20 protein-coding genes and 1 pseudogene are annotated in these 23960 nt (G+C 72.3%); 12 read left to right on the plus strand and 9 right to left on the minus strand.

Going from position 1 to position 23960, the window contains the following annotated elements; translation table 11 throughout:
- Positions 1–257 precede the first annotated feature (257 nt).
- Together LXM90_RS00085 and LXM90_RS00090 are read left to right on the plus strand one after the other, a co-directional pair.
- Positions 258–1082: a 2-keto-4-pentenoate hydratase gene (locus LXM90_RS00085; RefSeq protein WP_020094320.1), complete on the plus strand. Its 825-nt coding sequence runs from the start codon at positions 258–260 to the stop codon at positions 1080–1082.
- 101 nt (positions 1083–1183) lie between these two features.
- Complete coding sequence (locus LXM90_RS00090) at positions 1184–1420, plus strand: hypothetical protein (protein ID WP_020094319.1); 237 nt, start codon at positions 1184–1186, stop codon at positions 1418–1420.
- Between the two features lie 24 nt (positions 1421–1444).
- Here the strand turns inward: LXM90_RS00090 and LXM90_RS00095 are convergent, their stop codons facing one another.
- The gene (locus LXM90_RS00095) at positions 1445–2152 is read right to left on the minus strand and encodes a response regulator (RefSeq protein ID WP_020094318.1); all 708 of its coding nucleotides are present in this window, start codon (positions 2150–2152) and stop codon (positions 1445–1447) included.
- Positions 2149–2676, minus strand: a complete 528-nt coding sequence (locus LXM90_RS00100) for a MarR family winged helix-turn-helix transcriptional regulator (RefSeq protein ID WP_020094317.1) — start codon at positions 2674–2676, stop codon at positions 2149–2151. The genes LXM90_RS00095 and LXM90_RS00100 overlap by 4 nt, the downstream gene beginning before the upstream one ends.
- Before the next feature lie 215 nt (positions 2677–2891).
- On the opposite strand from LXM90_RS00100, the pseudogene LXM90_RS00105 reads away from it, so the two are divergent.
- Positions 2892–4259: pseudogene (locus LXM90_RS00105) on the plus strand (8-oxoguanine deaminase).
- Between the two features lie 154 nt (positions 4260–4413).
- On the opposite strand, the gene LXM90_RS00110 reads toward LXM90_RS00105, so the two are convergent.
- The 4 genes from LXM90_RS00110 to LXM90_RS00125 form a co-directional block, all read right to left on the minus strand.
- The gene (locus LXM90_RS00110) at positions 4414–6087 is read right to left on the minus strand and encodes a formate--tetrahydrofolate ligase (RefSeq protein ID WP_103985633.1); all 1674 of its coding nucleotides are present in this window, start codon (positions 6085–6087) and stop codon (positions 4414–4416) included.
- 260 nt (positions 6088–6347) lie between these two features.
- Positions 6348–7307 carry an OmpA family protein gene (locus tag LXM90_RS00115; RefSeq protein WP_103985634.1) on the minus strand — a complete coding sequence of 320 codons (960 nt, stop codon included), beginning with the start codon at positions 7305–7307 and terminating at the stop codon, positions 6348–6350.
- 223 nt (positions 7308–7530) lie between these two features.
- The gene (locus LXM90_RS00120; RefSeq protein ID WP_020094312.1) at positions 7531–9399 is read right to left on the minus strand and encodes a tetratricopeptide repeat protein; all 1869 of its coding nucleotides are present in this window, start codon (positions 9397–9399) and stop codon (positions 7531–7533) included.
- A 279-nt stretch (positions 9400–9678) separates the two neighbouring features.
- Complete coding sequence (locus LXM90_RS00125) at positions 9679–11352, minus strand: electron transfer flavoprotein-ubiquinone oxidoreductase (protein ID WP_103985635.1); 1674 nt, start codon at positions 11350–11352, stop codon at positions 9679–9681.
- A gap of 237 nt (positions 11353–11589) precedes the next feature.
- Here LXM90_RS00125 and LXM90_RS00130 point away from each other — a divergent pair, with 237 nt between their 5' ends.
- Together LXM90_RS00130 and LXM90_RS00135 are read left to right on the plus strand one after the other, a co-directional pair.
- On the plus strand, positions 11590–12495 hold the full coding sequence (locus LXM90_RS00130; protein ID WP_020094310.1) for a uracil-DNA glycosylase: 906 nt from the start codon (positions 11590–11592) through the stop codon (positions 12493–12495).
- 155 nt (positions 12496–12650) lie between these two features.
- Entirely contained in the window at positions 12651–13562 is a 912-nt protein-coding gene (locus LXM90_RS00135; protein WP_020094309.1) for a neutral zinc metallopeptidase, read from the plus strand.
- A 147-nt stretch (positions 13563–13709) separates the two neighbouring features.
- On the opposite strand, the gene LXM90_RS00140 is transcribed toward LXM90_RS00135, so the two are convergent.
- Entirely contained in the window at positions 13710–13970 is a 261-nt protein-coding gene (locus LXM90_RS00140; RefSeq protein ID WP_020094308.1) for a hypothetical protein, read from the minus strand.
- Positions 13971–14165: 195 nt separating this feature from the next.
- On the opposite strand from LXM90_RS00140, the gene LXM90_RS00145 reads away from it, so the two are divergent.
- Both LXM90_RS00145 and LXM90_RS00150 read left to right on the plus strand, forming a co-directional pair.
- On the plus strand, positions 14166–15788 hold the full coding sequence (locus tag LXM90_RS00145) for an ABC-F family ATP-binding cassette domain-containing protein (RefSeq protein ID WP_234081395.1): 1623 nt from the start codon (positions 14166–14168) through the stop codon (positions 15786–15788).
- Between the two features lie 197 nt (positions 15789–15985).
- A complete protein-coding gene (locus LXM90_RS00150) occupies positions 15986–16465 on the plus strand; it encodes a hypothetical protein (RefSeq protein WP_026605110.1) in 480 nt (159 codons plus the stop codon).
- Positions 16466–16515: 50 nt separating this feature from the next.
- Here the strand turns inward: LXM90_RS00150 and mnmE are convergent, their stop codons facing one another.
- Entirely contained in the window at positions 16516–17841 is a 1326-nt protein-coding gene (mnmE, locus tag LXM90_RS00155) for a tRNA uridine-5-carboxymethylaminomethyl(34) synthesis GTPase MnmE (protein ID WP_020094305.1), read from the minus strand.
- 122 nt (positions 17842–17963) lie between these two features.
- On the opposite strand from mnmE, the gene bla reads away from it, so the two are divergent.
- The 5 genes from bla to LXM90_RS00180 all read left to right on the plus strand — a co-directional run bounded on the left by bla (position 17964) and on the right by LXM90_RS00180 (position 22174).
- Positions 17964–18866, plus strand: a complete 903-nt coding sequence (gene bla, locus LXM90_RS00160) for a class A beta-lactamase (RefSeq protein ID WP_020094304.1) — start codon at positions 17964–17966, stop codon at positions 18864–18866.
- An 11-nt stretch (positions 18867–18877) separates the two neighbouring features.
- Positions 18878–19387 (plus strand): aminoacyl-tRNA deacylase, encoded by a 510-nt coding sequence (locus tag LXM90_RS00165; RefSeq protein WP_020094303.1) that lies wholly within the window; start codon positions 18878–18880, stop codon positions 19385–19387.
- A gap of 78 nt (positions 19388–19465) precedes the next feature.
- Positions 19466–19822 carry a hypothetical protein gene (locus LXM90_RS00170; protein WP_020094302.1) on the plus strand — a complete coding sequence of 119 codons (357 nt, stop codon included), beginning with the start codon at positions 19466–19468 and terminating at the stop codon, positions 19820–19822.
- A 96-nt stretch (positions 19823–19918) separates the two neighbouring features.
- Positions 19919–20767 (plus strand): pantoate--beta-alanine ligase, encoded by an 849-nt coding sequence (panC, locus tag LXM90_RS00175; protein WP_020094301.1) that lies wholly within the window; start codon positions 19919–19921, stop codon positions 20765–20767.
- Positions 20768–20884: 117 nt separating this feature from the next.
- A complete protein-coding gene (locus tag LXM90_RS00180; RefSeq protein WP_020094300.1) occupies positions 20885–22174 on the plus strand; it encodes an OprO/OprP family phosphate-selective porin in 1290 nt (429 codons plus the stop codon).
- 52 nt (positions 22175–22226) lie between these two features.
- Here LXM90_RS00180 and LXM90_RS00185 read toward each other — a convergent pair whose 3' ends face one another.
- Positions 22227–23762, minus strand: coding sequence for an EAL domain-containing protein (locus LXM90_RS00185; protein ID WP_020094299.1), 1536 nt, complete (start codon positions 23760–23762; stop codon positions 22227–22229).
- Positions 23763–23960: the final 198 nt, after the last annotated feature.

Genomic DNA, 23960 nt, shown 5'->3' on the forward strand with positions numbered 1-23960 from the left:
GAGCAGTATGTGCCTCCGATGACACATCTTTAAGAAACGTATTTTGGTATTCCTCTAATGAAAATATGCTGCGGGCGGCGGGGCCGGGAGCGAACGCCCCGGGAGCGCGCTCCGCGCGGGGGACGGGCCGGCGAGCGTCGGCGGCGCAGCGACAGAGCGCGCGTTCCCGGCGACGGTCACCTCGGGTAAGATCGGCCGGCCGCGCTGGAGGCGGCCCGGCGCGGGTGCCGCCCCGTCGGCCCTCACGCCGTGCGCCGATGACCGAGCCGATCTCCGCCGCGGCCCATGCCCGCACGATCCTCTCCGCGCACGAGCATCGCCGCCCGATCGCGCCGCTGACCGACTGGGATCCGGCCCTCGACCTGCCGGCGGCCTACCGGGTGGCCGAGGCGGTCCGGGTCCTGCGCGGGGAGCGCGGCGAGCGGCCGGTCGGCTACAAGATCGGCTTCACCAACACGACCCTGTGGGAGCGCTACGGCGTCCGCGCGCCGATCTGGGGGCACGTCTACGACACGACCCTGCGCGACCGGGCCGCCCTGTCGGGGCCGGTGCCGCTCGCCGCCTTCGTCGAGCCGCGGATCGAGCCGGAGATCGTGTTCGGGCTGGCGCGCGCGCCCGAGCCCGGCATGGATGCCGCGGCGCTGATCGCCTGCCTCGACTGGGCGGCGAGCGGCTTCGAGATCGTGCAGTCGCTCTATCCGGGCTGGCGCTTCGCGGCGCCCGACACCGTCGCGGCCTTCGGGCTGCACGGGCTGCTGGTGGTGGGCGAGCGGGTGCGGATCACCGCGGACGCGCGATCGGCCTGGCTCGGCGAACTCGCCGGCTTCACCGTCGAGCTACTGCGGGACGGGGCCGTCGCGGACCGGGGCGGTGGCGGCTGCGTGCTCGGGACGGGGCCGCTCGCGGCCCTGGCCCACCTCGTCGATGCGCTGGCTAACGATCCGGTGGCCCCACCGCTCGACGCCGGGACTGTCGTCACGACGGGCACGCTGACGGACGCGCTGCCCGTCGCCTCCGGGCAGCGCTGGCGCACGCGCCTCGACGGGCTGCGGCTTCCCGGCATCGACCTTGCCCTGATCTGAGAGACCCGGCACGGGTTATCGTGCCGGGTGCGTGCGGTTTCCCGGCCGGCTCCGGGTCTCAGGCATTGGTGATGGTTAGCCGACATGCCAAATGCTGGACCATGCCTGGACGCCTGCGGCGACGCCACACGACCTTCCTCGTCTCCGTGACCGCGGAGGGCGCCGGCGCGGCGCCCGGCGCCACGGTCTACGCAGTGATGAAGCCCAGCGCCGAGGAGGCGGTGGAGGCCGTCCGCGCCCTCGCCGGCCCGTCGGCCAGCCTCGCGATCGTGGGGAGCCTGTCCACCCGGATCGCCAAGGCCCTCAAGCTGAAACCCGACACGCCGCGGGTGGTCTGAGCCGCCCGGCGGCCCGCAGGCGGCTCAATCCACCGCGAGCCGGTAGCCGACGCCCCGCACAGTCTGCAGGAAGACCGGGTTGGCGGGATCGACCTCAGTCTTGCGACGCAGGCGGTTGATCTGCACGTCGACGGTGCGCTCCGCCGCCGCGCCGCCCGGACCGGCGAGCTGCTCGCGCTCGACATTGGCGCCGCCCGCCGTCGCCAGGATCGTCAGGATCTCGCGCTCGCGCTCGGTGATGCGGATCAGCTCGTCGTCCCGGCGCAGCTCGCCCCGGTCGATCCGGAACGCGAAGGGCCCGAAGGTCACGGCCTCGGCGGAGGCCGCGCGGGGCCGCACGCTGCGCTTGATGATGTTGTTGAGCCGCAGCGTCAGCTCCCGCGGCTCGAACGGCTTCGGCAGGTAATCGTCCGCGCCGATCTCCAGCCCCATCACCCGGTCGTTCGGGTTGGAGCGGGCCGTGAGCATCAGGATCGGCACGCGCGAGGTCTCGCGGACGCTGCGCGCGTAGTCGAAGCCGTTCTCGCCGGGCATCATCACGTCGAGCACCATGGCGTCGAACACGACGCTCTGGGCCCGGGCGCGCGCCTCCGCGGCGCTCGCCGCCGCGGTGACCCGGAAGCCCTGGTCGGTGAGGTAGCGGGCGAGCAATTCGCGCAGGCGGCGGTCGTCGTCGACCACGAGGACGTGGGGCGCCTCGTCGGGCAGGTCGGACCGGGCGGCGTGGCTCACGCGGGCTCCTCCGCGTCGACCTGCCCCTCGGCCCCGCCCCCGCGCCGCGCCATCAGGCGCTGGACCGCCGGCCGGTCCTCCGGCTCGATCATCGCCATCAGGAAGTCCTCCGGGGAGCCCCGGGCATCCGGCGCCGCGAGTGCCCGGGCGAGGCGGCGGGCCTGGACCCGCGTCAGGTCGGCCGCGAGCCCGGCGCCGGCCTCGGTGCAGTACAGGAGGCGCTGGCGCCGGTCGCTGGAACCGGGCTTCTGCGCGACGTAGCCCTGCCCGATCAGGTCCTTGAGCACCCGGTTCAGGCTCTGCTTGGTGATGCGCAGGATGTCGAGGAGCTCGGCGATCGTCAGGCCCGGGTACCGGTCGACGAAGTGCAGCACCCGGTGGTGGGCGCGGCCGAACCCGTAATCGGCCAGGATCCTGTCCGGATCGCCGACGAAATCCCGGTAGGCGAAGAACAGGAGCTCGATCAGGTCGTCGCTGCCGAGGGCGGCCGGCGCGGCGCCCGGGACGGGTTTCGGCGCGAACATCTCCTCGCGCGGGGCTGTCCGTGTCACGGCGCGGCCGCTCCCAACGGGTGATAGGTCAGTCCCCATGACGTTTCTCAAGGCGGCCGAGGCCCGTCAACCCTGGCCGGGGCGGCCGGGGCGCCGACCGCCCCGGATCCTCAAGCGTGTACCCGCGGGATTGCCCCCGGTCCGACGCCTCCGCTAGGCAGGCTCTCGGGCGACGGGAGCGGACGCGCATGGCCGAGGCAGGGGAACCGGGATCGGGACGCCTCTGGATCCGCGACCCGCGCGCCGTCCTGGCCGAGGCCGCCGGCGGCGGGATCGTGGTGGCGGGCACCCGGATCGTCGAGTGCGTGGCGGCGGGCGCGCGCCCCGCCGCGCCCGTGGACGCGACCTTCGACGCGTCGCGCCACGTGGTCATCCCGGGGCTGATCAACACGCACCACCACGCCTTCCAGACGCTGACCCGCGCCCATCCGCTGGCGCTCAACAAGCCGCTCTTCCCCTGGCTGGAGGCGCTCTACACGGTCTGAGGGCGGATCACCCCGGAGGCGTTCCGGCTCGCCACGCGGGTCGCCTTCACCGAACTGCTGCTCTCGGGCTGCACCACGGCGGGCGACCACCACTACCTGTTCCCGAAAGGCCTCGAGGCGTCGATGGACATCCAGGTCGCGGAGGCCCGCGACCTCGGGATCCGGGCCGCGCTCACCCGCGGCTCCCTGAGCTTGTCCGACCGGGCGGGCGGCCTGTCGCCCGCGGCCCTGACCCAGGACGACGACGCGATCCTCTCGGACTGCGAGCGGGTGCTGAACCTGTTCCACGATCCCGCCCCCGGGGCGATGGTGCAGATCGCCCTCGCCCCCTGCTCGCCCTTCTCGGTGACCGAGCGCCTGATGCGCGCGAGCGCGGAGCTCGCCGCCCGCAGCGGGTGCCGGCTGCACACCCATCTCGGCGAGACGCGCGACGAGGAGGCCTATTGCCAGCAGATGTTCGGCTGCCGCCCGGTGGAGTACCTCGAAGAGGTCGGCTGGCTGAGCGACCGGGTCTGGCTCACGCACGGCATCCACTTCACCGATGCCGAGGTCGCGCGGCTCGGCGCGGCCGGCGTCGGTGTCTGCCACTGCCCGACCTCGAACATGACCCTGGCCTCGGGCCGCTGCCGCACCTGCGAGCTGGAGGCGGCGGGCTCGCCCGTGGGCCTCGGCGTCGACGGCTCGGCCTCGAACGACAGCTCGAACCTGATGGAGGGGGTGCGCCACGCCCTCATGATCAACCGGCTCACCTACGGGGCGGAGGCCGTGACGCATCTCGACGCCCTGCGCTGGGCGACCGAGGGCTCGGCCGCCTGCCTCGGCCGCTCCGATATCGGCCGGATCGCGCCGGGCCGCGAGGCGGATCTCGCCCTGTTCACCCTGGACGAGCTGCGCTTCTCCGGAGCCCACGACCCGCTGGCGGCGCTCGTCCTGTGCGGCGCCACCCGGGCCGACCGGGTGATGGTCGCGGGGCGCTGGCGGGTGATCGACGGGCAGCCGCTCGGGGTCGATACCGGGATGCTGCGCGAGGCGCATTCCCGGCTGGCGGTGGACTTGTTCGGGGACGCGTAGGGGCGGCCCCTGATCCGACCCGCTCCGTCATCGCGAGCGCAGCGACCCAGGGCAGCGCGCGATCTCCGGATGCGGTGTGTCCCTGGATTGCTTCGCTCCGCTCGCAACGACGAACGGCGGGGCCCGCCCGTGGGCGAGCCCCGCGCGACGTTTCTCAGAACAGCCCGTCGATCTGCCCGTTGGCGTCGAGCCGGATCGTGTCGGCGGCCGGCACCCGGGGCAGGCCCGGCATGGTCATGATCTCCCCGCAGATCGCCACCACGAAGCCCGCGCCGGCCGAGAGCCGGACGTCGCGCACGCCGACGATGTGGCCCTCGGGGGCGCCCATCAGGGTCGGGTCGGTGGAGAAGGAGTACTGGGTCTTGGCCATGCAGATCGGCAGGTGGCCGTAGCCGTCCTTCTCGAAGGTGGCGAGCTTGCCGGCGGCCTTGGTCTCGATCTGGATGTCGGCGGCGCCGTAGAGCTTGGTGGCGATCGCCCGGATCTTGTCGGTGAGGCGGCTCTCGGTCTCGTAGGCGTGGCGGATCGGCGCCGGCTCGGCCTGGCTGAGCCTCACCACCGCGCGGGCCAGCTCCTCGGCACCGGCGCCGCCCTCGGCCCAGTGGCGGCAGGTGATCGCCTCGACGTCGAGCCGCTCGCGGCACAGGTCCTTGAGCTTGGCGTGCTCGGCGTCGGTGTCGGCGTGGAAGTGGTTGACGCCGACCACGACCGGCAGGCCGAAGCCGCGCAGGTTGGTGACGTGACGGGCGAGGTTGGCAAACCCCTTCTCCAGGGCGTCGATGTTCTCGCCCCCGAGGTTCTTCTTGTCGACGCCGCCATGCATCTTGAGGGCGCGGATCGTCGCCACCACCACCACCGCCGAGGGGGTCAGGCCCGCCTGCCGGCACTTGATGTCCAGGAACTTCTCGGCGCCGAGATCGGCGCCGAAGCCGGCCTCCGTCACCGTGTAGTCGGCGAGCCGCAGGCCGGCCCGCGTGGCGATCACCGAGTTGCAGCCGTGGGCGATGTTGGCGAAGGGGCCGCCGTGGATCAGCGCCGGGTTGCCCTCGAGGGTCTGCACGAGGTTCGGCTGCAGGGCGTCCTTGAGCAGCACCGTCATGGCGCCGGTGGCCTTCACGTCCTTGAGGGTGACGAGCTTGCGGTCGCGGGTCTCGGCGATGACGATCCGGCCGAGGCGCTCCTCCAGGTCGGCGAGGTCACGCGCGAGGCAGAACACCGCCATCACCTCGGAGGCCACCGTGATGTCGAACCCGTCCTCGCGGGGGAAGCCGTTGGCGACGCCGCCGAGCGACTGGTTGATCGCGCGCAGGGCCCGGTCGTTCATGTCGACGACCCGGCGCCAGTGGATGCGGCGGACGTCGATGTTGAGCTCGTTCGCCCAGTAGACGTGGTTGTCGATCAGCGCGGCCGCGAGGCTGTGGGCCGACGTGATGGCGTGGAAGTCGCCGGTGAAGTGCAGGTTGATCTGCTCCATCGGCACGACCTGCGCCTTGCCGCCGCCGGCCGCGCCGCCCTTCATGCCGAAGCACGGCCCGAGCGAGGGCTCGCGCAGGCAGATCATGGTCTTCTCACCGATGCGGTTCAGGGCGTCGCCCAGGCCCACCGTGGTGGTGGTCTTGCCCTCGCCCGCGGGCGTCGGGGAGATCGCGGTGACCAGCACGAGCTTGCCGGGCTTCCGGCTCTCCAGCCCGGCGATGTAGCCGTGGTCGATCTTGGCAATGTGCTTGCCGTAATTGTGGAGCGCGTCATCCGGGATGCCGAGCTTCTCGGCGACCTGCGCGATCGGCTTCAGGGTCGCGGCGCGGGCGATCTCGATGTCTGACGGCATGGGCCTTCCTCCCTGGGTCGCGGGCACGTGCCCGCCCGCCGGCTCTTGCCGTGCGAATCTCCTGCCGGGCGGGACGCGGCGTGGCCGCCCGCGAACGGCCACGCACTGTGCGTCAAAGCTCGCGAAAATGCGCGTCGATTTTTATGAGCTGGCGGACAAAATACTCTTGTCGATCGCGCTGTCCCCCGCTCCGACGCCGGCGCGCTCCCGGATGGTCCGTCCGAGCCCGGCCGCCGGGGGTCTTCGCGTGCCCGCGCCGCTCAGAACTTGACCAGCTCGACGCGCCGGTTCTGCGCCCGCCCCGCCTCGCTGTCATCGGCGGCGACCGGGCTGGCAGAACCGAAGCCCTTGGCCCTCAACCGGTCCTTCGCGATGCCGGCGCCGACGAGCCTCGCCATGACCGCTCTGGCACGGCCGTCGGACAGGGCCTGGTTGTGCGAAGCGGCCCCGGTCCCGTCCGTGTAGCCGTTGATCGCGAGCCGCAGGCCGGGATCCGTCCGCAGCAGGGCCGCCACCGCGTCGATCTGCGGGGCGGAGGCCGGCAGGATCTCGGTCCTGTCGGTGGCGAAGTTGACCTGGATCACCGCCTTCCCGGTCTTGTCGAGATCCTGCTTCAGCCGCTCGGCGGGCAGGAGGGCGGCGGTCTGCACGAACGGCTTCGTCTCGAGGATCGTCCAGGCCGCGGTGAAGCTGTCGGGCACGAAATGCACCCAGATCTGCCGGTCCGGCCGGCGGATCACCCAGGTCTGGGCGGGCGCGTTGTAGACGTCGCCCAGGCCCTCATACATCCCGATCCGGATCTCCTCCGGCAGCGTCTCCGTCACGGAGTTGGGGATCCGGCCGTCGGCGATCTTCCGGCCGCCGGCCTGCGTCAGCACGGCCTCGATGTTCTTCTTCAGCTCGTAGGCGGAGTAGGTCTTGCCGTCCTTGGGACCGATCAGGGACTGGAAGACCTTGCCTTCGACCTCGTGAAGCGCTGCGCCGGTCCAGAACAGGAAATGCCCGAATTCCCGCGTCTCGGGCGGGTTCACCGGCTGGTAGCCGTCGGGCAGCGCGAAGTAGGGAAAGCGGCCGAGCGGCGCGTCCGAGACGGGAACGGAATCGAGCGCGAAGGCCTTCGGCGCCGCCGCCGCGTCCTGCGCCCGCGCGGGATCGGCCCCGATCCCGGACGCCGCGCAGGCGAGGACCAGCAGGACACAGACAGGCTTCAGCGCTCTCACGTCGCACTCCGGAACGTTGCGGAGGCGCGACGATAGCGGGCGCGGATCGGTGGGCAATTAGGTCGCTCGACCTACGGCCTCCGAGCCGCAGCGCGGGCGCCCGAAGCCGCGACAGGGCGGCGGGCGCGGGCCGGATCTCGCGGCCTCGCGTCCCGAAATGGCCCGCGCATCGTCGGGACGGCGCGGCAGCCGCACCGCCCCGAGGCGGGACTTGGCGGGAGGCCTAGCCCCCCGACTTCTTGGCCTTGTCGGCGGAGCCCGGCGCCTCGTGCGGCTGGGGAGCGCCCTTCGGGAGTTCCGGGTTGTCGGGATTGTGCGGGGCGGCGACCGGGGCCGGCACCGTCTCGGCGGTGGCGGTGGGCTTCTCGATGTCGGGCAGCCCGTCCTTCAACTTCGCGTTGATCTGGGTGAGGTCGTCCGGCTCGGGGTTCAGGTCCTTGGCGTGCTGCCACTGGAACTTGCCCTCGAGGCGCCGGCCCGAGCGCCAGTAGGCGTCGCCGAGGTGGTCGTTAATGGTCGGATCGCCGGGCTTCAGCTCGACCGCCTTCTCCAGCTCGCGCACCGCGTCGTCCCAGCGGCCGAGGCGGTAATAGGCCCAGCCGAGGCTGTCGACGATCATGCCGTCCCGCGGGCTCGCGTCGGCGGCCTGCTGCAGCAGCTTGAACGCCTCGTCGATGTTGATGTTCTGGTCGACCCAGGAATAGCCGAGGTAGTTCATCACCTGGGCCTTGGCGGCCGGCTGGTTGGCCGGCACCAGGGACAGGGCCTTCTTCAGGTCGGCCTCGGCCTTCGGCCACTGCTTGGCGCGCTCGTAGGCGGTGCCGCGGAAATAGTAGGTCGTCCAGTAGTTGGATTGCGGCCGGTTCCCGATCAGGTCGATGGCGCGGGTGTAGGTGGCCGCCGCCTCCTCGTACTTCTTGCGGGCGCGCTGCACGTTGCCCAGCGCGGTGATGACGTCGATGTCGTCCGGGTGGGCCTTCATCGCCGCGTCGAGATGGGCCAGCGCCTCGTCGCCCTTGCCCATCTGCTCCAGGTTCAGGCCGATCTGGATGTCGGCGTTGAGCTTGAGCGGGGAATTGGCCGGGATCTGCGCGTAGGCCTCGTTGGCGCGCTCGGGCTGCTTCATCCGGTCGAGCGTGTCGGCGAGCGTCAGCCGGGCCAGCGCGTGGTCGGGGGCGAGGTAGAGGGCGAGCCGCAGGTAGATCACCGCGGGCAGCTCGTCGCCCTGGGTCGAGCCGGCGGAGCCCAGCCCGTACAGCACCTCGGCGGCGCCCTCCTGGGCGGTGCCGATCAGCCGCGTGAGCGGCTTGCCGTCCTTCAGCTTCTCGAGGGCGTCGCGCACCAGCGGGTGGCGCGGCGAGAGCTGGTCGAAGTCGGAATAGGCCTGGATCGCCAGGTCGGTGCGGCCGAGGCTGGCCTCCATGCGGGCGTAGGCGTCGACGATGCGCAGGGTGTTGTGGTCGGCGTCGTAGGCGGCCTTGAGGCGGCGCTCGGCCTCGGCGTTGTCGCCGGTCACCGAGGCGATCAGGCCGGCATGGTAGTCCCGGAAGGTGTTGTAGTAGCGCTCGCCCCGGAGCTTGTTGACCGTCTCCAGCGCCTTCTTGCTGTCGCCGGCGCCCGCGTAGGACCAGGCGGTGAGCAGCGTCGCGGTCAGGTCCGTGGCGGCGCCCCGGCCGCTCCGGGAAAAGTTCTGGCGGGCGGCGGCCCACTGGCCGGCCTTGATCTGGCGCACCCCGAGGGAGAGGTTGGCGAGGCCGTTGGTCGGATCGCGGGCGATCAGCTTCTCGGCGGTGCGGAACGCGTCCGGCAGGGCGCCGTCGGCCAGCAGCGAGATGAAGGCGCGCTCGACGAGTTCCGCGTTGCGCGGGTCGGCCTTCACCGCCTCGCGGTAGAAGGTCGCCGCCGCCGCCGTGTCCCGCGACGCGCCCGCGATGTAGGCGGAGAGGAAGTTGCCCTCGAGCGAGTCCGCGGGCTCGTAGTCGAGCACCGGGGTCGATTCCTTCGGCTGCGCGGCGAGCACGGTCTGCGGGAGCCCGGCGGCGAGCAGCAGGGCGAGCGCCGAAACGCTCCGGCGGGCGCGTGTCATCATCATGAACCGATCGCGGCTCCTGGGCGCCGGCCCGTCGGGGGCCGGGCGCGAGAATGGCGGGGCATCCCCGAAAAAACGTTGGGGACACTGAACCCATCCCGCCAGCCCCGCAAGGCGAAAGGATGGCGCGGGGGTTGTGGCCGGGTTGGTCGGCCGTCCCGTCATCGCGAGCGCAGCGAAGCGACCCAGGGCGGCGGGACGTCTGCCCACGGAGCGGTTCACTGGATTGCTTCGCTGCGCTCGCAAAGACGTGAGCCTCGGCCCCTCGGCCGAGGGCTGACCTCACATGTTCGGGTAGTTCGGCCCGCCCGGACCCTCCGGCGTCACCCAGTCGATGTTCTGGTTCGGATCCTTGATGTCGCAGGTCTTGCAGTGGACGCAGTTCTGCGCGTTGATCTGGTAGCGCACGCCGTCGCTGGCTGAAGAATCCTCCACCCACTCGTAGACGCCGGCCGGGCAGTAGCGGCCGGACGGGCCGCCGTAGACGTCGTGCTCGGAGCGCTTCTGCAGCTCCAGGTCGCGGACCTTGAGGTGCGGCGGCTGGTCCTCCTCGTGGTTGGTGTTCGAGAGGTAGACCGAGGACAGCCGGTCGAAGGTCAGCTTGCCGTCCGGCTTCGGATAGACGATCGGCGTCACCTCCGAGAGCGGCTTGAGGCAGGCGTGATCCGGCTTGCCGTGGGACAGCGTGCCGAACGGCGAGGCGCCGAGGATGCTGGTCGCCCACATGTCGATCCCGCCGAGCCCGACGCCGACCAGCGTGCCGTACTTGGACCAGAGCGGCTTGACGTTGCGCACCGCCTTCAGGTCCTGCCCGATCGGGCTGTTGCGCCATCCGGCCTCGTAGGCGGTGAGCTCGTCGCCGGCGCGGCCCGCCTTCAGGGCGTCCGCGATGGCGTCGGCCGCCTGCATGCCGGACAGCACCGCGTTGTGCGAGCCCTTGATCCGCGGCACGTTCACGAAGCCGGCCGAGCATCCGACGAGGCACCCACCGGGGAAGACCAGCTTGGGCACCGACTGCCAGCCGCCCTCCATGATGGCGCGCGCGCCGTAGCCGATGCGCTTGGCGCCCTCGAAGGTCTCGGCGATCATCGGGTGGGTCTTGAAGCGCTGGAACTCCTCGAACGGCGACAGGGTCGGGTTCTCGTAGTTCAGGTGCGTGACGAAGCCGACCGAGAGCAGGTGGTCATCGAAGTGGTAGAGCCAGGAGCCGCCGCCGGCCTTGTTGGGCAGCGGCCAGCCCATCGTGTGCTGCACCAACCCGGGCTCGAACTTGCCGGGCGCGAGCTGCCAGAGCTCCTTCACGCCGAGCCCGTACTTGAAGTGGTCGCTGTGCCGGTTGAGTTCGAACCGCTGGATCAGACCCTTGGTCAGGTTGCCGCGGGCGCCCTCGCCGAACACCGTGTACTTGGCGCGCAGCTCCATGCCGCGGGTGTAGTCCTCGCGCGGCTCGCCGGACCGGCCGATGCCGAGATCGCCCGTGGCTACGCCCGCCACGGCGCCGTTGCCGTCGAACAGCACCTCGGAGGCCGGGAAACCCGGGTAGATCTCGACGCCGAGCGCCTCGGCCTGGGCGCCGAGGTACTTGCAGACGTTCGAGAGCGAGCCGACGAAGTTGCCGTGGTTCGACATGAGCTTGGGGAAGAACACGTTCGGCAGGGTGATGCCGCTGTTCTTGGTGAGCATCATGAACTCGTCGCGCTGCACCTCCGTCTTGAGCGGCCGCTCCGGGTCCTGGCGCCACTCCGGCAGGAGCCGGTCGAGGCCGATCGGGTCGATCACCGCCCCCGACAGGATGTGGGCGCCGACCTCCGAGCCCTTCTCGACGACGACGACCGAGATCTCCTCGCCGATCTCGGCGGCGCGCTGCTTCAGGCGGATCGCGGTGGCGAGGCCGGCCGGGCCGGCGCCCACCACGACCACGTCGAAATCCATGCTCTCGCGTTCGGGCAGCGCCATCCTCGGGTTCCTTTTCTTGTTCCGGCGCCCGGTTCGTCGCCGGGCCGGCCTTCCTGATGCCGTCTCAAGCGATTCCAAGCTAGAAAGGCAAGTTGCCGACGCTCAAGCTCAAGGCAAAGTTCCCTTTGCCGCAGGGGACGGCGTCACAGCGCTGCGCCGCGCCGCGCTGTTCGGTCACGCAAGTCCTTGCCACCCGGACCGATTCGGCGAGTTGTCCACAGGCCCCGGCGATCCCACATGCTGAGTCCCATGCCGAGCCCCACCGACGCGCAAGCCGACCTGATCGCCTATCTCGACTTCCACGTGGAGGCCGGGGCCGACGCGGCGCTCGACGAGCAGCCGCACGACCGCTTCAACGAGGCCGACACGCCCGCGCCTACCCTGCGCACGCCGCGCCGGGCGCCCCCCCGGGCCGCCGAGCAGCCGGTCAGCCCGGTCGCCAACACGCTCGTGCCGCCCCCCGGATCGGCGCCCCCGGGCACGGCCGCGCCCATCGCGGCGCCGCGCACCTTCGGCCGCGCCGCCAGCGCCCAGCCCGACGAGGCCGCGAGCGACGCCCGCGCTAGGGCGCGGCAGGCCAAGTCCCTCGACGAGCTCGAACGGATTCTCGCGGATTTCGACGCCTGCCCGCTGCGCTTCACGGCGAAGAACCTCGTCTTCGCCGACGGCAATCCCGAGGCGCGGGTGATGTTTCTCGGCGAGGCGCCCGGCGCCGACGAGGACCGGATCGGCAAGCCGTTCATGGGCCGCTCAGGCCAGCTCCTCGACAAGATGATGAAGGCGGTCGGGCTCGACCGGACGAGCGCCTATATCGGCAACATCGTGCCCTGGCGGCCGCCGGGCAACCGCAACCCGACCCCCCAGGAGGTGGCCGTGTGCCGGCCCTTCGTGGAGCGCCAGATCGAACTCGTCGACCCGGACATCATCGTCTGCCTCGGCGCGCCCGCGACCCAGACGCTGACCGGCACCAAGGACGGCATCCTGCGGACCCGAGGCCGCCTCTTCCCGTACAAGTTGCCGAGCCGCGAGGTGAAGCTGCTCGCCACGCTCCACCCAGCCTTCCTGCTGCGCCAGCCGGTCCAGAAGCGCCTCGCGTGGCGGGACTTCCGGTCCCTGCGCGCCCTCCTCGACGGGAAAGCGTGACCGCGAGCTTGACCGGAGTGACGGAACCGGCTCTCCCCTCCCGCCATTAGAGCTTCGTTCCCGCTGCTGGCGCGCCATCGGCCGGACACGACGACGCACAGCCAATCCCGGCCCGCCCGAGGCGGCCGGCGCAGCACTGATGGCGGGACCCAACCATGCGCTGGGAAGATCTACGCAGCTCCGACAACGTCGAGGATCGCCGGGGCGAGGGCGGCGGCGGTGGCGGCATGGGCTTTCCCGGCGGCGGCGCCGGCGGGCTCGGCATCGGCACCATCGTGGTGCTGCTGATCATCAGCTACTTCACGGGCATCAACCCGGCGATCCTGATCGGCGGGGCTCAGCAGATCGGCGGCGGCGGCCGCAGCCAGCAGGAGCAGGTCGACCCGCAGACCCAGGCCAAGCGGCGCCAGGCCCCGACCGACGAGAGCGGCCGGTTCGCCTCCAAGATCCTCGGCAACACCGAGGACGTGTGGAGTCAGATCCTGCCGCAGCAGACCGGCAAGCAGTACACTCCGACGACGCTGGTGCTCTACACCGGCGGCACGCGCTCCGGCTGCGGCTCGGCCCAGGCCGCGATGGGCCCGTTCTACTGCCCGCTCGACAAGAAGGTCTATCTCGACACCGGCTTCTTCAAGGAGATGGCCTCGAAGTTCGGCGTGAAGGGCGACTTCGCCTACGCGTACGTGATCGCCCACGAGGTCGGCCACCACGTCCAGGACGTGCTCGGCATCCTCGGCAAGGTCCAGCAGCGCCAGCAGCAGGCCTCCAGCAAGACCGAGGCGAATGCCCTCTCGGTGCGGATCGAGCTGATGGCCGACTGCCTCGCCGGCGTCTGGGCCAAGAACTCCAACGACAAGTACGCCGAGCTCGAGCAGGGCGACATCGACGAAGCGCTGAACGCCGCCGCGCAGATCGGCGACGACGCGCTCCAGCAGCGCTCGCGGGGCTACGTGGTGCCGGATTCCTTCACCCACGGCTCCTCGGCCCAGCGCCAGCGCTGGTTCATGGCCGGCTACAAGAGCGGCCAGACCAAGTCCTGCGACACGTTCCGGACGGCCAATAACTGAAGGCGGATCGCGGCTTCACGAGCCGCCCCCGTCATCGCGAGCGCAGCGAAGCGACCCAGGGTAACGTGACGTCGCCGGATGTGGCGCCGCTGGATTGCTTCGCTGCGCCCGCGATGACGGCGCGCCGAGACCCGGCGGGCACGGGCCTCACCCCCGGCTCAGCCGCCGCGCGTTCGCCTGGACCTTCCGCCGGTAGCTGCGGATCACCTTGCCGTTCGAGGCGCCTGCGGCGAGCATGAGGGCCGCCTCGCCGGCGGCCAGCATCTTCTCCGTCACCATGAGCTGCGCCTCGGCCTGGGCCGCGGGGCCGCCGAGGGCGAACATCGCCATGCGCTGGGCGATGACGCCCTGCGCCTCCAGCCCCAGCATGGCCATGTCCATGCCCGTCATCCACCAACCGAACAGCATCGCGATCCTCATGTTGCCCAGGGCAACGGCCGAGCCTCATCCTGGGTCCCGGGATGCGCCCAGGCCTGCGCCGGACGCAAGCGTTATCCCGCACTGCGGCACCCTGCCTTTGCGCCGCGTCGGCCGATGCCGTAAGCGGCCGGGATACTCCCGGACACCTTCCGGACAGCGACCTCCCGGACAGCGCCCGCCGCCATGATACGCCTGGACAAGATCACCAAGCAGAACGGGCGGCAGCTCGTCTTCATCGAGGCCTCGGCCGCCCTCCAGCGGGGCGAGAAGGTCGGCCTGGTCGGCCCGAACGGGGCCGGCAAGACCACCCTGTTCCGGATGATCATCGGCCAGGAGCAGCCCGACGAGGGCCAGGTCGCGGCCGACCGGGGCATCACCATCGGCTATTTCAGCCAGGACGTCGGCGAGATGTCCGGCCGCAGCGTCGTCACCGAGGTGATGGACGGCGCCGGCCCGGTGAGCGCGGTCGCGGCCGAGCTCGCCGAGCTCGGCGCGGCGCTCGCCGACCCGGACCGCGCCGACGAGATGGACGCCCTGGTCGAGCGCTACGGCGAGGTCCAGGCCCGGTTCGAGGAGCTCGACGGCTACGCCCTGGAGGGCCGGGCCCGCGAGGTGCTCGACGGGCTGAGCTTCAGCCAGGAGATGATGGACGGCGACGTCGGCGCCCTCTCGGGCGGCTGGAAGATGCGCGTCGCGCTCGCCCGCATCCTGCTGATGCGCCCGGACGTGATGCTCCTCGACGAGCCGTCCAACCACCTCGACATCGAGAGCCTGATCTGGCTCGAATCGTTCCTGAAGGGCTACGACGGCGCCCTGCTGATGACCTCGCACGACCGCGAGTTCATGAACCGCATCGTCACCAAGATCATCGAGATCGACGCCGGCGCGCTCACTACCTACTCGGGCGACTACGCCTTCTACGAGGGCCAGCGGAAGCTCAACGAGGCGCAGGCCCAGGCGCAGTACGAGCGCCAGCAGGCGATGCTGGCGAAGGAGATCGCCTTCATCGAGCGGTTCAAGGCGCGGGCCTCCCACGCCGCCCAGGTGCAGAGCCGGGTGAAGAAGCTCGACAAGATCGAGCGCGTCGAGCCGCCCCGGCGGCGGCAATCGGTGGCCTTCGAGTTCCAGCCGGCACCGCGCTCGGGCGACGACGTCGTGATGCTCAAGGGCGTGAACAAGCGCTACGGCAGCCGCACGATCTACGAGGGACTCGACTTCTCGGTGCGGCGCAAGGAGCGCTGGTGCGTGATGGGCATCAACGGCGCCGGCAAGTCGACGCTGCTCAAGCTCGTCACCGGCACCACCGCGCCCGACGACGGCTCGGTCACGGTCGGCGGCAGCGTCAAGCTCGGCTACTTCGCCCAGCACGCCATGGACCTGCTCGACGGCGACCGCACGGTGTTCCAGACCCTGGAGGGTTCCTTCCCGCAGGCCGGCCAGGGGTCGCTGCGGGCGCTGGCCGGCTGCTTCGGCTTCTCGGGCGACGACGTCGAGAAGCGCTGCCGGGTGCTCTCGGGCGGCGAGAAGGCCCGGCTGGTCATGGCGCTGATGCTCTACGACCCGCCGAATTTCCTGGTGCTCGACGAGCCGACCAACCACCTCGACATGGGCACCAAGGAGATGCTGATCGAGGCGCTGGCCAATTACGAGGGGACGATGCTGTTCGTGTCCCACGACCGGCACTTCCTGGCCGCCCTCTCGAACCGGGTGCTCGAGGTCACGCCGGAGGGCATCCACCAGTACGGCGGCGGCTACACCGAGTACGTGGCCCGCACCGGCCAGGAGGCGCCGGGCCTCCGGAGCTGACGGTCCGCTCCGTCCTCGCGGGCGCAGCGAAGCGACCGAGGACAGCGCGTCCCGGCGAGGCCCGGCGCTGCTGGATCGCTTCGCCGCGCTCCCGAGGACGGCGGAGGGTTCCGGCCGGAAGCCCTGCGACCGGCGCGCCGCTATCGCCCCCCGGCGCCCCGCGCTAGGCTGCGCCGAAACGGCCCGGGTGAGACGCCGTGCGACGCCTGCTGAAGTTCCTCCACACGATGGGGTCCGCGGGGCTGCTAGGGGCCATGGCGTCCCTGGTCGTCATGCTGAGCCTGTCGCCCGCGCCGTCCGCCCTAGCGGGCTACGCGGCGACGCGGGGCGCGATGGGCGCGGTCGCCACCTGGATCTTCCTGCCCGCCCTGGCGGTGACGCTGATGTCGGGCCTGCTGGCGATGGCGCTGAACCGCGCCTTCCTCAACGCCGGCTGGGCGTGGGTGAAGCTCGCCACCGGCGTCCTGATGTTCGAGGGCGGGCTGGTCTACGTCCAGGGCCCGATGAAGCAGGAGGCGGAGCAGAGCGCCCGCGCGCTGGCGGGCCTCGTCGATCCCGCGGTGCTGGCCGTCTCGCTGACCGGCGAGCGCGGCACCCTCTGGGTCCTGCTGGCGGTCGCGACCGCGAACGTGGCGCTCGGGATCTGGCGGCCGCGGATCCTGCGGATCCCCCAGTAGCGAAGCCGCGTCGGGCCCGATCCCAGCCCGATTGATTGCCGGCTTTAAATCTATTTCCCGATACAGAACCCGCTGAACAGCCGGTCGAGGACGTCCTCGACGCCGACATGGCCCGCGACCGCGCCGAGCGCCCGCACCGCGAGCCGCAGATCCTCCGCAGCCAGCTCCGGGAGACCGCCGGCACTCCCTGAGACGCGATCGAGATGGCCGATGCAGGCCTCCAGCGCGGCCCTGTGCCGGGCGCGGGTGATCAGCGCGTCGCCGGTGCCGAGACCGTCTTCGGCCGCGGCCTGGATCGCATCGAGTAGGGCGTCCATGCCGGCGCCGGTATGGGCCGAGACCGTCACGTCCGCCGGATCACCCCCCTGTTCTGAGCCGGCAAAAAGATCGGCTTTGGTACGCACGGTCAGGACCGGGCCCCGCGCCGGCCCGAGATCCGGGACCGCGCCGCCGGGGGGCTTGAGGGCGACCACGAGATCGGCCGTGTCGATCCGCGCCCGCGTCCGCACGATCCCCGCCGCCTCGATCGGCTCCGCGGTCTCGCGGAGCCCGGCTGTGTCGACCAGCAGGACCGGGAGGCCGCCGAGGTCGAGCCGCACCTCGATGGCGTCGCGGGTCGTCCCCGGGCTGTCCGACACGATGGCTACGTCCCGTCGGCTCAGCGCGTTCAGCAGGGTCGATTTCCCGCTGTTGGGAGACCCCGCCAGCACCACCGTGAACCCGTCACGCAGGCGCTCGCCGCGCTGGCCGTCGCGCAGCGCCGCGGCGATCGCGTCGCGCAGGCGGGCGGCGCGGTCGAGCAGCGCCGCGTCGAGCCCGGCATCGTCCACGTCCCCCTCGTCGGCGAAGTCCAGCGCGGCCTCCGCGGCGGCGAGGCAGTCGATCGCCTCCGCGCGCCACGCGGCCACCTGCCGGCTGAGCGCGCCGTCGAGCTGGCGCAGGGCCTGCCGGCGCTGGCCCTCGGTCTCCGCGTCGATCAGGTCGGCGACGGCCTCCGCCTCGGCGAGATCCATCCGCCCGTTGAGGACGGCCCGCCGGGTGAAAGCCCCGGGCTCGGCGGCCCGGCAGCCCGGGAGGCGGGCGAGGGTGGCGAGGACGCGCATCCGCACGGCCGCGCCACCGTGCAGGTGCAGCTCGCCCATATCCTCGCCGCTGTAGGTGTTCGGCCCGGGAAACCACGCCACCAGCGCCCGGTCGAGCTCGGTGCCGTCGTGGGGATCCCGGAGGCTCCGCAGCGACAGCCGGCGGGGCGGCGGCAGGCGTCCGCCCAGGGCGACGAGCGCGTCGCGCGCGGCCGGGCCGCTGATGCGGATCACCGCGACGGCGGCCCGGCCGAAGCCGCTGGCCGGCGCGAAGAGGGTGTCGGTATCGATCATGTTCCCACAGGGCCGCGCGAGGGGCGGAGTTTCACGTGAAACAATCGCGGCCGCCCTATACCATCCCGGCGCCGACGCGCCGCGCCCGCTTGCGCCGTCGCGATCTCGAACGGGGATCCGCCATGATCGTCTGGACCCGCCGCGCCGTCGGCCTCGGCCTGCTCGCCGCGCCCCTCGCCGCCGCCCTCCCCGCGTCCCCGGTCCTGTCCGCGCGCGCCGCGGAGGCCGAGCCGGACTGGGCCGCCATCGAGCGCCGGCTCGGCGGCCGCCTCGGGATCGCGGCCGCCTCGGCGGACCGCGTCCTCGCCGCCTACCGCGCCGACGCGCGCTTCCCGATGTGCAGCACCTTCAAGGCGCTGGCGGTGGCGGCGGTCCTGGCGCGGGTCGATGCCGGCCGCGAGACCCTCGACCGGGTCGTCAGCTACGGGGCCGGGGACCTCCTGAGCTACGCGCCCGTGACCCGGAAGGCGCTGGAGGCCTGCGCCGGGACCGGGCGGATGAGCGTCGCGGACCTGTGCGCGGCCACGCTGATCTGGAGCGACAACACGGCCGCCAACCTGCTCCTAGCGGATCTCGGCGGGCCCGAGGCGCTGACCGCGTGGCTGCGGACCACCGGCGATCCCGTCACCCGCCTCGACCGGACCGAGCCGACCCTTAACACCGCGTTGCCCGGCGACCCGCGCGACACGACCACGCCGGACGCCATGCGGGCGACCCTAGGCCGTGTCCTCCTCGGAACCGTCCTGTCGCCGGCCTCGCGCGCCCGGCTGGAGGCCTGGATGGTCGCCTGCGAGACCGGCCGGAAGCGCCTGCGGGCCGGCCTCCCGCCCGGCTGGATCGCGGGCGACAAGACCGGGAGCGGCGACAACGGCACCGTCAACGACGTGGCGATCCTCCGGCCGCCGGGGCGCGCGCCGATCCTCGCGGCGGTCTACGTCACGGAATCGACCGCCTCCCCCGACACCTGCGCGGCGGCCTACGCGGAGATCGGCCGCCTCATCGCCGCGCGCGCCCATTCGACCTGACCGGACGAACCATGAAGACAGCCGCCAAGACGCCCAACAAGACACTTTCCAAGACGACCCGCGCGACGCTCGCCCTCGACAAGGCCGGCATCCGGTACAGCCTCCACGTCTACGCGTACGATCCGGACGCGCCGCGCATCGGCCTGCAGGCCGCGGAGGCGCTCGGGGTGGACCCGGGACGCGTGCTGAAGACCCTGATGGCGTCGGTCGACGGACGGACGGTCTGCCTGCTCGTGACCTCCGACAGGGAGGTGTCGATGAAGCGGGTCGCCGCCGCCTTCTCGGGCAAGGCCGCGTCCATGCTCAAGCCGGCCGACGCCGAGCGGCTGACCGGCTACCATGTCGGCGGGATCAGCCCGCTCGGACAGAAGCGGTCCTTCCCGACCGCGATCGACGCCGGATCCTTGACCGAGCCGGCGGCCGAGATCCACGTCAACGGCGGCGGCCGCGGCTTGCAGATCCGGCTGACCGAGGGCGATCTGGCCGCCGTCCTGGACGCCCTCGTCGTGCCGCTGACGTGATCCCGCGGTAATCACTCGTTTACCCTGCCGTCGCACGGTGTCGCCTTCCGACAGAGACGAAGGCGGCGCAGGGGCGGCATGCGGGAGACGGCACGCAGGGCGGTGACGGCGCTCGGACTCGTCCTGCTGCTCGCGGTACCGGGCCGGGCGGCCGATCTCGACGTCCGCTACGGCGCCGAGGCGGGCGTGGGCGGCAGCCCCCGCTTCTTCCCGCGCAACGACGGCCTCGACCGTCGGCCGGTCTACGCGGTCCGGTCCCGTCGCGTGCCGGTGGGCTGCACGCCCCGGCGGGTGCCCGTGCCGACCAACGCCCCGGACGATCCGAGCTACGTCGGCTCCGAGTACGGCCTGGGGCATCCGAGCTATTACGGCTTCACGCCGCCGCTGGGCGTGGACGACCCCTTCGGGCGCTCCCTCCTGCCCTACTGCCCCTGACGCCGACCGCGACGACGGGATCCGGCGTCGACTGCTGGATTCCACCGCTCCCCATCATGCTCTAGACCGGCCCTGCCCTCCCCCGGAGCCCGTGCCGTGTCCGAGTCGACCTTCCAGTCCTTCCGCGACCTCGCAGCCCTGCGCGGATGCGTGGCCGCGTGGCGCGCGGCGGGCGAGCGCGTCGTCCTGATCCCGACCATGGGCGCCCTGCACGACGGGCACCTCGCCCTCGTTGCCGAGGCGCGGCGGATCGGCCGCCGGACCGTCGCCAGCATCTTCGTCAATCCCACTCAGTTCGGCCCGAACGAGGATTTCGCCCGCTACCCCCGCGACCTCGACGCGGATCTGGCCCTGCTGGCGGGGGCCGGCGCGGACGCCGCCTGGACGCCCGGCGTCGAGACCATGTACCCGCCGGGCTTCGCCACCCGGATCGAGGTCGCGGGCCTGACCGAGGGGCTGTGCGGGCCGTTCCGGCCCGGCCATTTCGCCGGCGTCGCCACGGTGGTGACCAAGCTCCTCAACCAGGTCCGGCCGGACGTCGCCCTGTTCGGCGAGAAGGACTTCCAGCAGCTCCGCGTGCTCCAGCAGGTAGCGGCGGATCTCGACCTCGCGGTGGAGATCCGCGGCGTGCCGACCGTGCGCGAGCCCGACGGCCTCGCGCTGTCGTCGCGCAACCGCTACCTCTCGGCCGAGGAGCGCGCCGTCGCCCCGAAGCTCCAGGCCGTCCTGGCCGAGATCGCCTCCGCCTCCCGCAACGGCACCCCAGTGGCCGGCCGGATCGCCGCCGGGCGGGCGGCGCTGGAGGCGGCGGGGTTCCGCGTCCAGTACCTCGCGGTCTGCGACGCCCGGACCCTGGTGCCGGTGGAGCGGGTCGACGGCCCGGCCCGCGTCATCGCCGCGGCCTTCCTGGGCCGGACCCGGCTGATCGACAATCGCGCCGTCTAGGCCGGCGCCGGTCCGACCGCCGACGGTCGTGGCCGCCGGGCCACGACGCGCGGATTTCCGGGTTTCACTGCGCCAGGTGATTGGCGCCGCCCTGCCGACCTGCTCTCTGCTGGTCGCGTGATCGGAACGCGCACCGCACCGGCCATCCTGGCCGTGTCCCTCGCCCTGGCGGGCCCCGCCGGCGCCTACGGCGAGGACGCGTTCGAGGGGATGGCCGGCCCCTACGGCGAGCGCCTGCGCTACGACGCGAAGGGGTTGACGCTCACCTTCCCCGAGCCCGACGTGAAGCTCCGGATCGGCGGGCGGCTGCACATCGACGGTGGCGCGGCGGGTTTCAGCCGGCCGGACCTGCCCGAGGCCTTCCCCGACAACGTCGCCGTGCGCCGGGCCTGGATCGAGCCGACGCTCACGATCGGCCGCGACTGGGTGATCGCCTTCCAGTACGATTTCGCCGACCCGATGCTGCCGATCAACGACGCGCTGGTCGCCTGGAAGGGGCTGCCGGACACGATCCTGACGCTCGGCAACATGAAGGAGCCCTTCAGCCTGGAATGGCTGCAGAGCAACAACGACACGCTGTTCGCCGAGCGCTCGGTGGCCAACGCCCTCGTGCCGGAGCGCCGGTTCGGCTTCGCCGCCGGGCACCACAGGGCGGCCTGGACCGCGGTGGCCGGCGTCTTCGGCAACGCCGCCAGCAGCGGCATCGACGGGGACGGTGTCGCGGTGGCGGCCCGCGCCACCGTCGCGCCGATCATGGAAGGGGACGAGACCCTGCATCTCGGTCTCGCCGGGGTCTTCCGCAGCCGGTCCCGGTCGGACGGGGCCTTCAGCTTCTCCAGCCCCGCCGGCGCCTTCCTGTTCGAGCGCCCCCTGGTGGATACGGGCGACCTCCCCGACGCCGCCAGCGTGTCGCGCCTCGGCGCCGAGCTGGCCTATCGCCGCGGCCCGTTCCTGCTGCAGGCCGAGTACATCCGGGCCGCGTTGCAGCCGTTCCGCGGTCCCGGCCAGCCCGGCACCGCGCTCGATTTCCAGGGCGGCTACGTCGAGGCGGCCCTGGTGCTCAACGGCGAGGGCCGCGCCTACGCGCTGACGCCGCAGAGCGGCACCACCTACGCGACCTTCCGGGGCGTGACGGTTCCGGAGGCGCAGCGACTCTCCCGGGGCGGGATCGGGGTGTTCGAGCTTGCGGTGCGCTACAGCGCCGTCGACCTGGACGCCCGGGGCTTCCGCGGGGGCATGGAGCAGGACGTGACCCTCGGTCTGAGCTGGTATCCCGAGCCTAACCTCCGGTTGATCGGGAACGTCGTGCACGGGCGCGTGCAGCCGGGGGTGGCCCAGGCCGAGACGCTGGGCACCCGCCCGTTCACGGTCGACACGGTGATCGCGCGCCTGCAGATCTACTGGTGACGGGGACCACCGGGCCGGCAGCGTGCCCGGGCACGGCCCCTCACACGGGCTCTCACACGGCCCTGCGCAGGACCGACCGGAACGGGCGCCGCTCCGGCTCCGGCGGGGGCGTCGGCTCCTCGGCGGGCGGGGTCGCCAGGACCTCCGCGCGCACCGGGCGCGGGGCCGCGAAGGCCGTCCCCTGCGCGAACGGCACGTCGAGGTCGATCAGGTCCGGGACGTCGGCCTCGTCGGCGACGCCCGTGGCGACGACGCGGATCCCGGCCCGGGCCAGGGCCGGCGCGGTGTCCTCCAGGGCGATGTCCGACAGGCTGTTGCGGCCCGCGCCGGGCCGGAGCAGCATCTCCGCCGGCACCTTGACCTGCCCGATGCCGAGCGCCGCGAGTTCGGCCGCGTCGAAGCGGAGGTCGTCCGGGCGGTCGAGGCTGAACCCGATCCGGCCCTGCAGGGGCGCGAGCAGGCCCCGCTGGCCGGCATCGAGACGGCGCCAGCTCTCCTGCGGCAGCGCGATGGTCAGGCCGGCCAGGGCCGGGTCGTCGGCGGCCGTGCGGGCCAGCTCGCGCAGGAGGCCGGGCTCGAACAGCGACAGCGGCGACAGCCCGTAGGTCAGCAGGGTCTCGCTGCCGCGCCGGGCGAGGTGGCGCGCCACGATGGTGGCCCGCTGCAGCATGCGGCGGTCGAGTTCGGTGGTGCGCCCGTAGCGCTCCAGCACCGGCAGGAAGATCTCGGGCTCGGCCGGCGGCGCGCCGGGGCCGCCGATCCGCAGCCGGGCCAGCGCCTCGTAAGCCACCACCTTGCGCTGCGGCAGGGTGACCACCGGCTGCAGGTGGATCTCCAGACCGTCCCCCTCGAAGGCCGCGACGATCGCGCCCTCGTCCGCGGGGGGGATTGCGGGCCAGGGCGGGATCGGCCGCGGCGGAATCGGCCGCGCCGGGACGGACGGGGCCGAGGCCGGGGCGAGCTGAGACCGGGGCGGGACTTGCTCGAGCGGGGCGGCCTGAACCTGCGGAGGCGGTACCGGCACGGGCTGCGGCGACGGGGCCGCTGCGGCATCCGGAAGGGCTGCGCCGGGCACCGCGGGCAGGGGCCGGGGCGCCTCGGCGGGTGCGATCGCGGGCCTGATCTCGGGCGCGATCTCCGGCCTCGCCTTGAGGCCCGCGATCTCGGCATCCTGGGCGCTCACGACCGTGGTGAGGTCGCGGACGATCCCGCTGAGGAGCCCGAACTCGACGGTCAGTTCCTCGATCTGGGCGCGCAGGGCGGCCTCGGCGGTCTCGGGCCGCGGCTGGGCCGCCGCGGTCGCGGCCGCCGTCTCGACCTTGAGCAGGCGCCGGGACAGCAGACCGACCTCGCCGGACAGCTTCTCGCAGCGCGCTTTGAGGGTGGCGATACGGGTCAGGGCGAGACCACCCGCCAGGGCGGCCGCGGCGCCGAGCGTCAGGGCACTCCAGAGCGGCAGGAACACCGCGAGCGGCCCGAGAACGACGAGCCCGAGAAGGCCGACCGTCAGCAGCCCCGCGTACCGGCCGAGGACCGGGACCATCGTCTGAACACCTGCCAGGAACGCGCGCCGGTCGCCGGGGGACATCCCGAGCGATCCCCACCGGGCGCGAACCGAATCGCAGGATCATTGGCCGCCCGCACCCCGCCCGGCAAGGCTCAGGGACCGCGATGGCGCGTCGCCACCTGTTAATTCCGGGCGGTGTGACGCCCGCGCCCGCTGGAACGTTGCGGATTCATCACGGCGGACCCGATTGCGGGGCGATCCGGGGAGGGTTGCGCGGCT

Origin of the sequence: Methylobacterium oryzae (assembly GCF_021398735.1) — a bacterium.
GTDB lineage: Bacteria > Pseudomonadota > Alphaproteobacteria > Rhizobiales > Beijerinckiaceae > Methylobacterium.

What these genes read in the sequence shown, in the direction of transcription:
- LXM90_RS00125 (WP_103985635.1), bottom strand. Translation starts at nt 11,352, where the DNA reads ATGGCGCTGCCCGAACGCGAGAGCATGGATTTCGACGTGGTCGTGGTG.
- LXM90_RS00140 (WP_020094308.1), bottom strand. Translation starts at nt 13,970, where the DNA reads ATGCTGTTCGGTTGGTGGATGACGGGCATGGACATGGCCATGCTGGGG.
- LXM90_RS00170 (WP_020094302.1), top strand. Translation starts at nt 19,466, where the DNA reads ATGCGGGAGACGGCACGCAGGGCGGTGACGGCGCTCGGACTCGTCCTG.
- bla (WP_020094304.1), top strand. Translation starts at nt 17,964, where the DNA reads ATGATCGTCTGGACCCGCCGCGCCGTCGGCCTCGGCCTGCTCGCCGCG.
- mnmE (WP_020094305.1), bottom strand. Translation starts at nt 17,841, where the DNA reads ATGATCGATACCGACACCCTCTTCGCGCCGGCCAGCGGCTTCGGCCGG.
- LXM90_RS00100 (WP_020094317.1), bottom strand. Translation starts at nt 2,676, where the DNA reads ATGTTCGCGCCGAAACCCGTCCCGGGCGCCGCGCCGGCCGCCCTCGGC.
- LXM90_RS00120 (WP_020094312.1), bottom strand. Translation starts at nt 9,399, where the DNA reads ATGATGATGACACGCGCCCGCCGGAGCGTTTCGGCGCTCGCCCTGCTG.
- LXM90_RS00090 (WP_020094319.1), top strand. Translation starts at nt 1,184, where the DNA reads ATGCCTGGACGCCTGCGGCGACGCCACACGACCTTCCTCGTCTCCGTG.
- LXM90_RS00110 (WP_103985633.1), bottom strand. Translation starts at nt 6,087, where the DNA reads ATGCCGTCAGACATCGAGATCGCCCGCGCCGCGACCCTGAAGCCGATC.
- LXM90_RS00185 (WP_020094299.1), bottom strand. Translation starts at nt 23,762, where the DNA reads ATGTCCCCCGGCGACCGGCGCGCGTTCCTGGCAGGTGTTCAGACGATG.
- LXM90_RS00085 (WP_020094320.1), top strand. Translation starts at nt 258, where the DNA reads ATGACCGAGCCGATCTCCGCCGCGGCCCATGCCCGCACGATCCTCTCC.
- LXM90_RS00145 (WP_234081395.1), top strand. Translation starts at nt 14,166, where the DNA reads ATGATACGCCTGGACAAGATCACCAAGCAGAACGGGCGGCAGCTCGTC.
- LXM90_RS00130 (WP_020094310.1), top strand. Translation starts at nt 11,590, where the DNA reads ATGCTGAGTCCCATGCCGAGCCCCACCGACGCGCAAGCCGACCTGATC.
- LXM90_RS00135 (WP_020094309.1), top strand. Translation starts at nt 12,651, where the DNA reads ATGCGCTGGGAAGATCTACGCAGCTCCGACAACGTCGAGGATCGCCGG.
- LXM90_RS00165 (WP_020094303.1), top strand. Translation starts at nt 18,878, where the DNA reads ATGAAGACAGCCGCCAAGACGCCCAACAAGACACTTTCCAAGACGACC.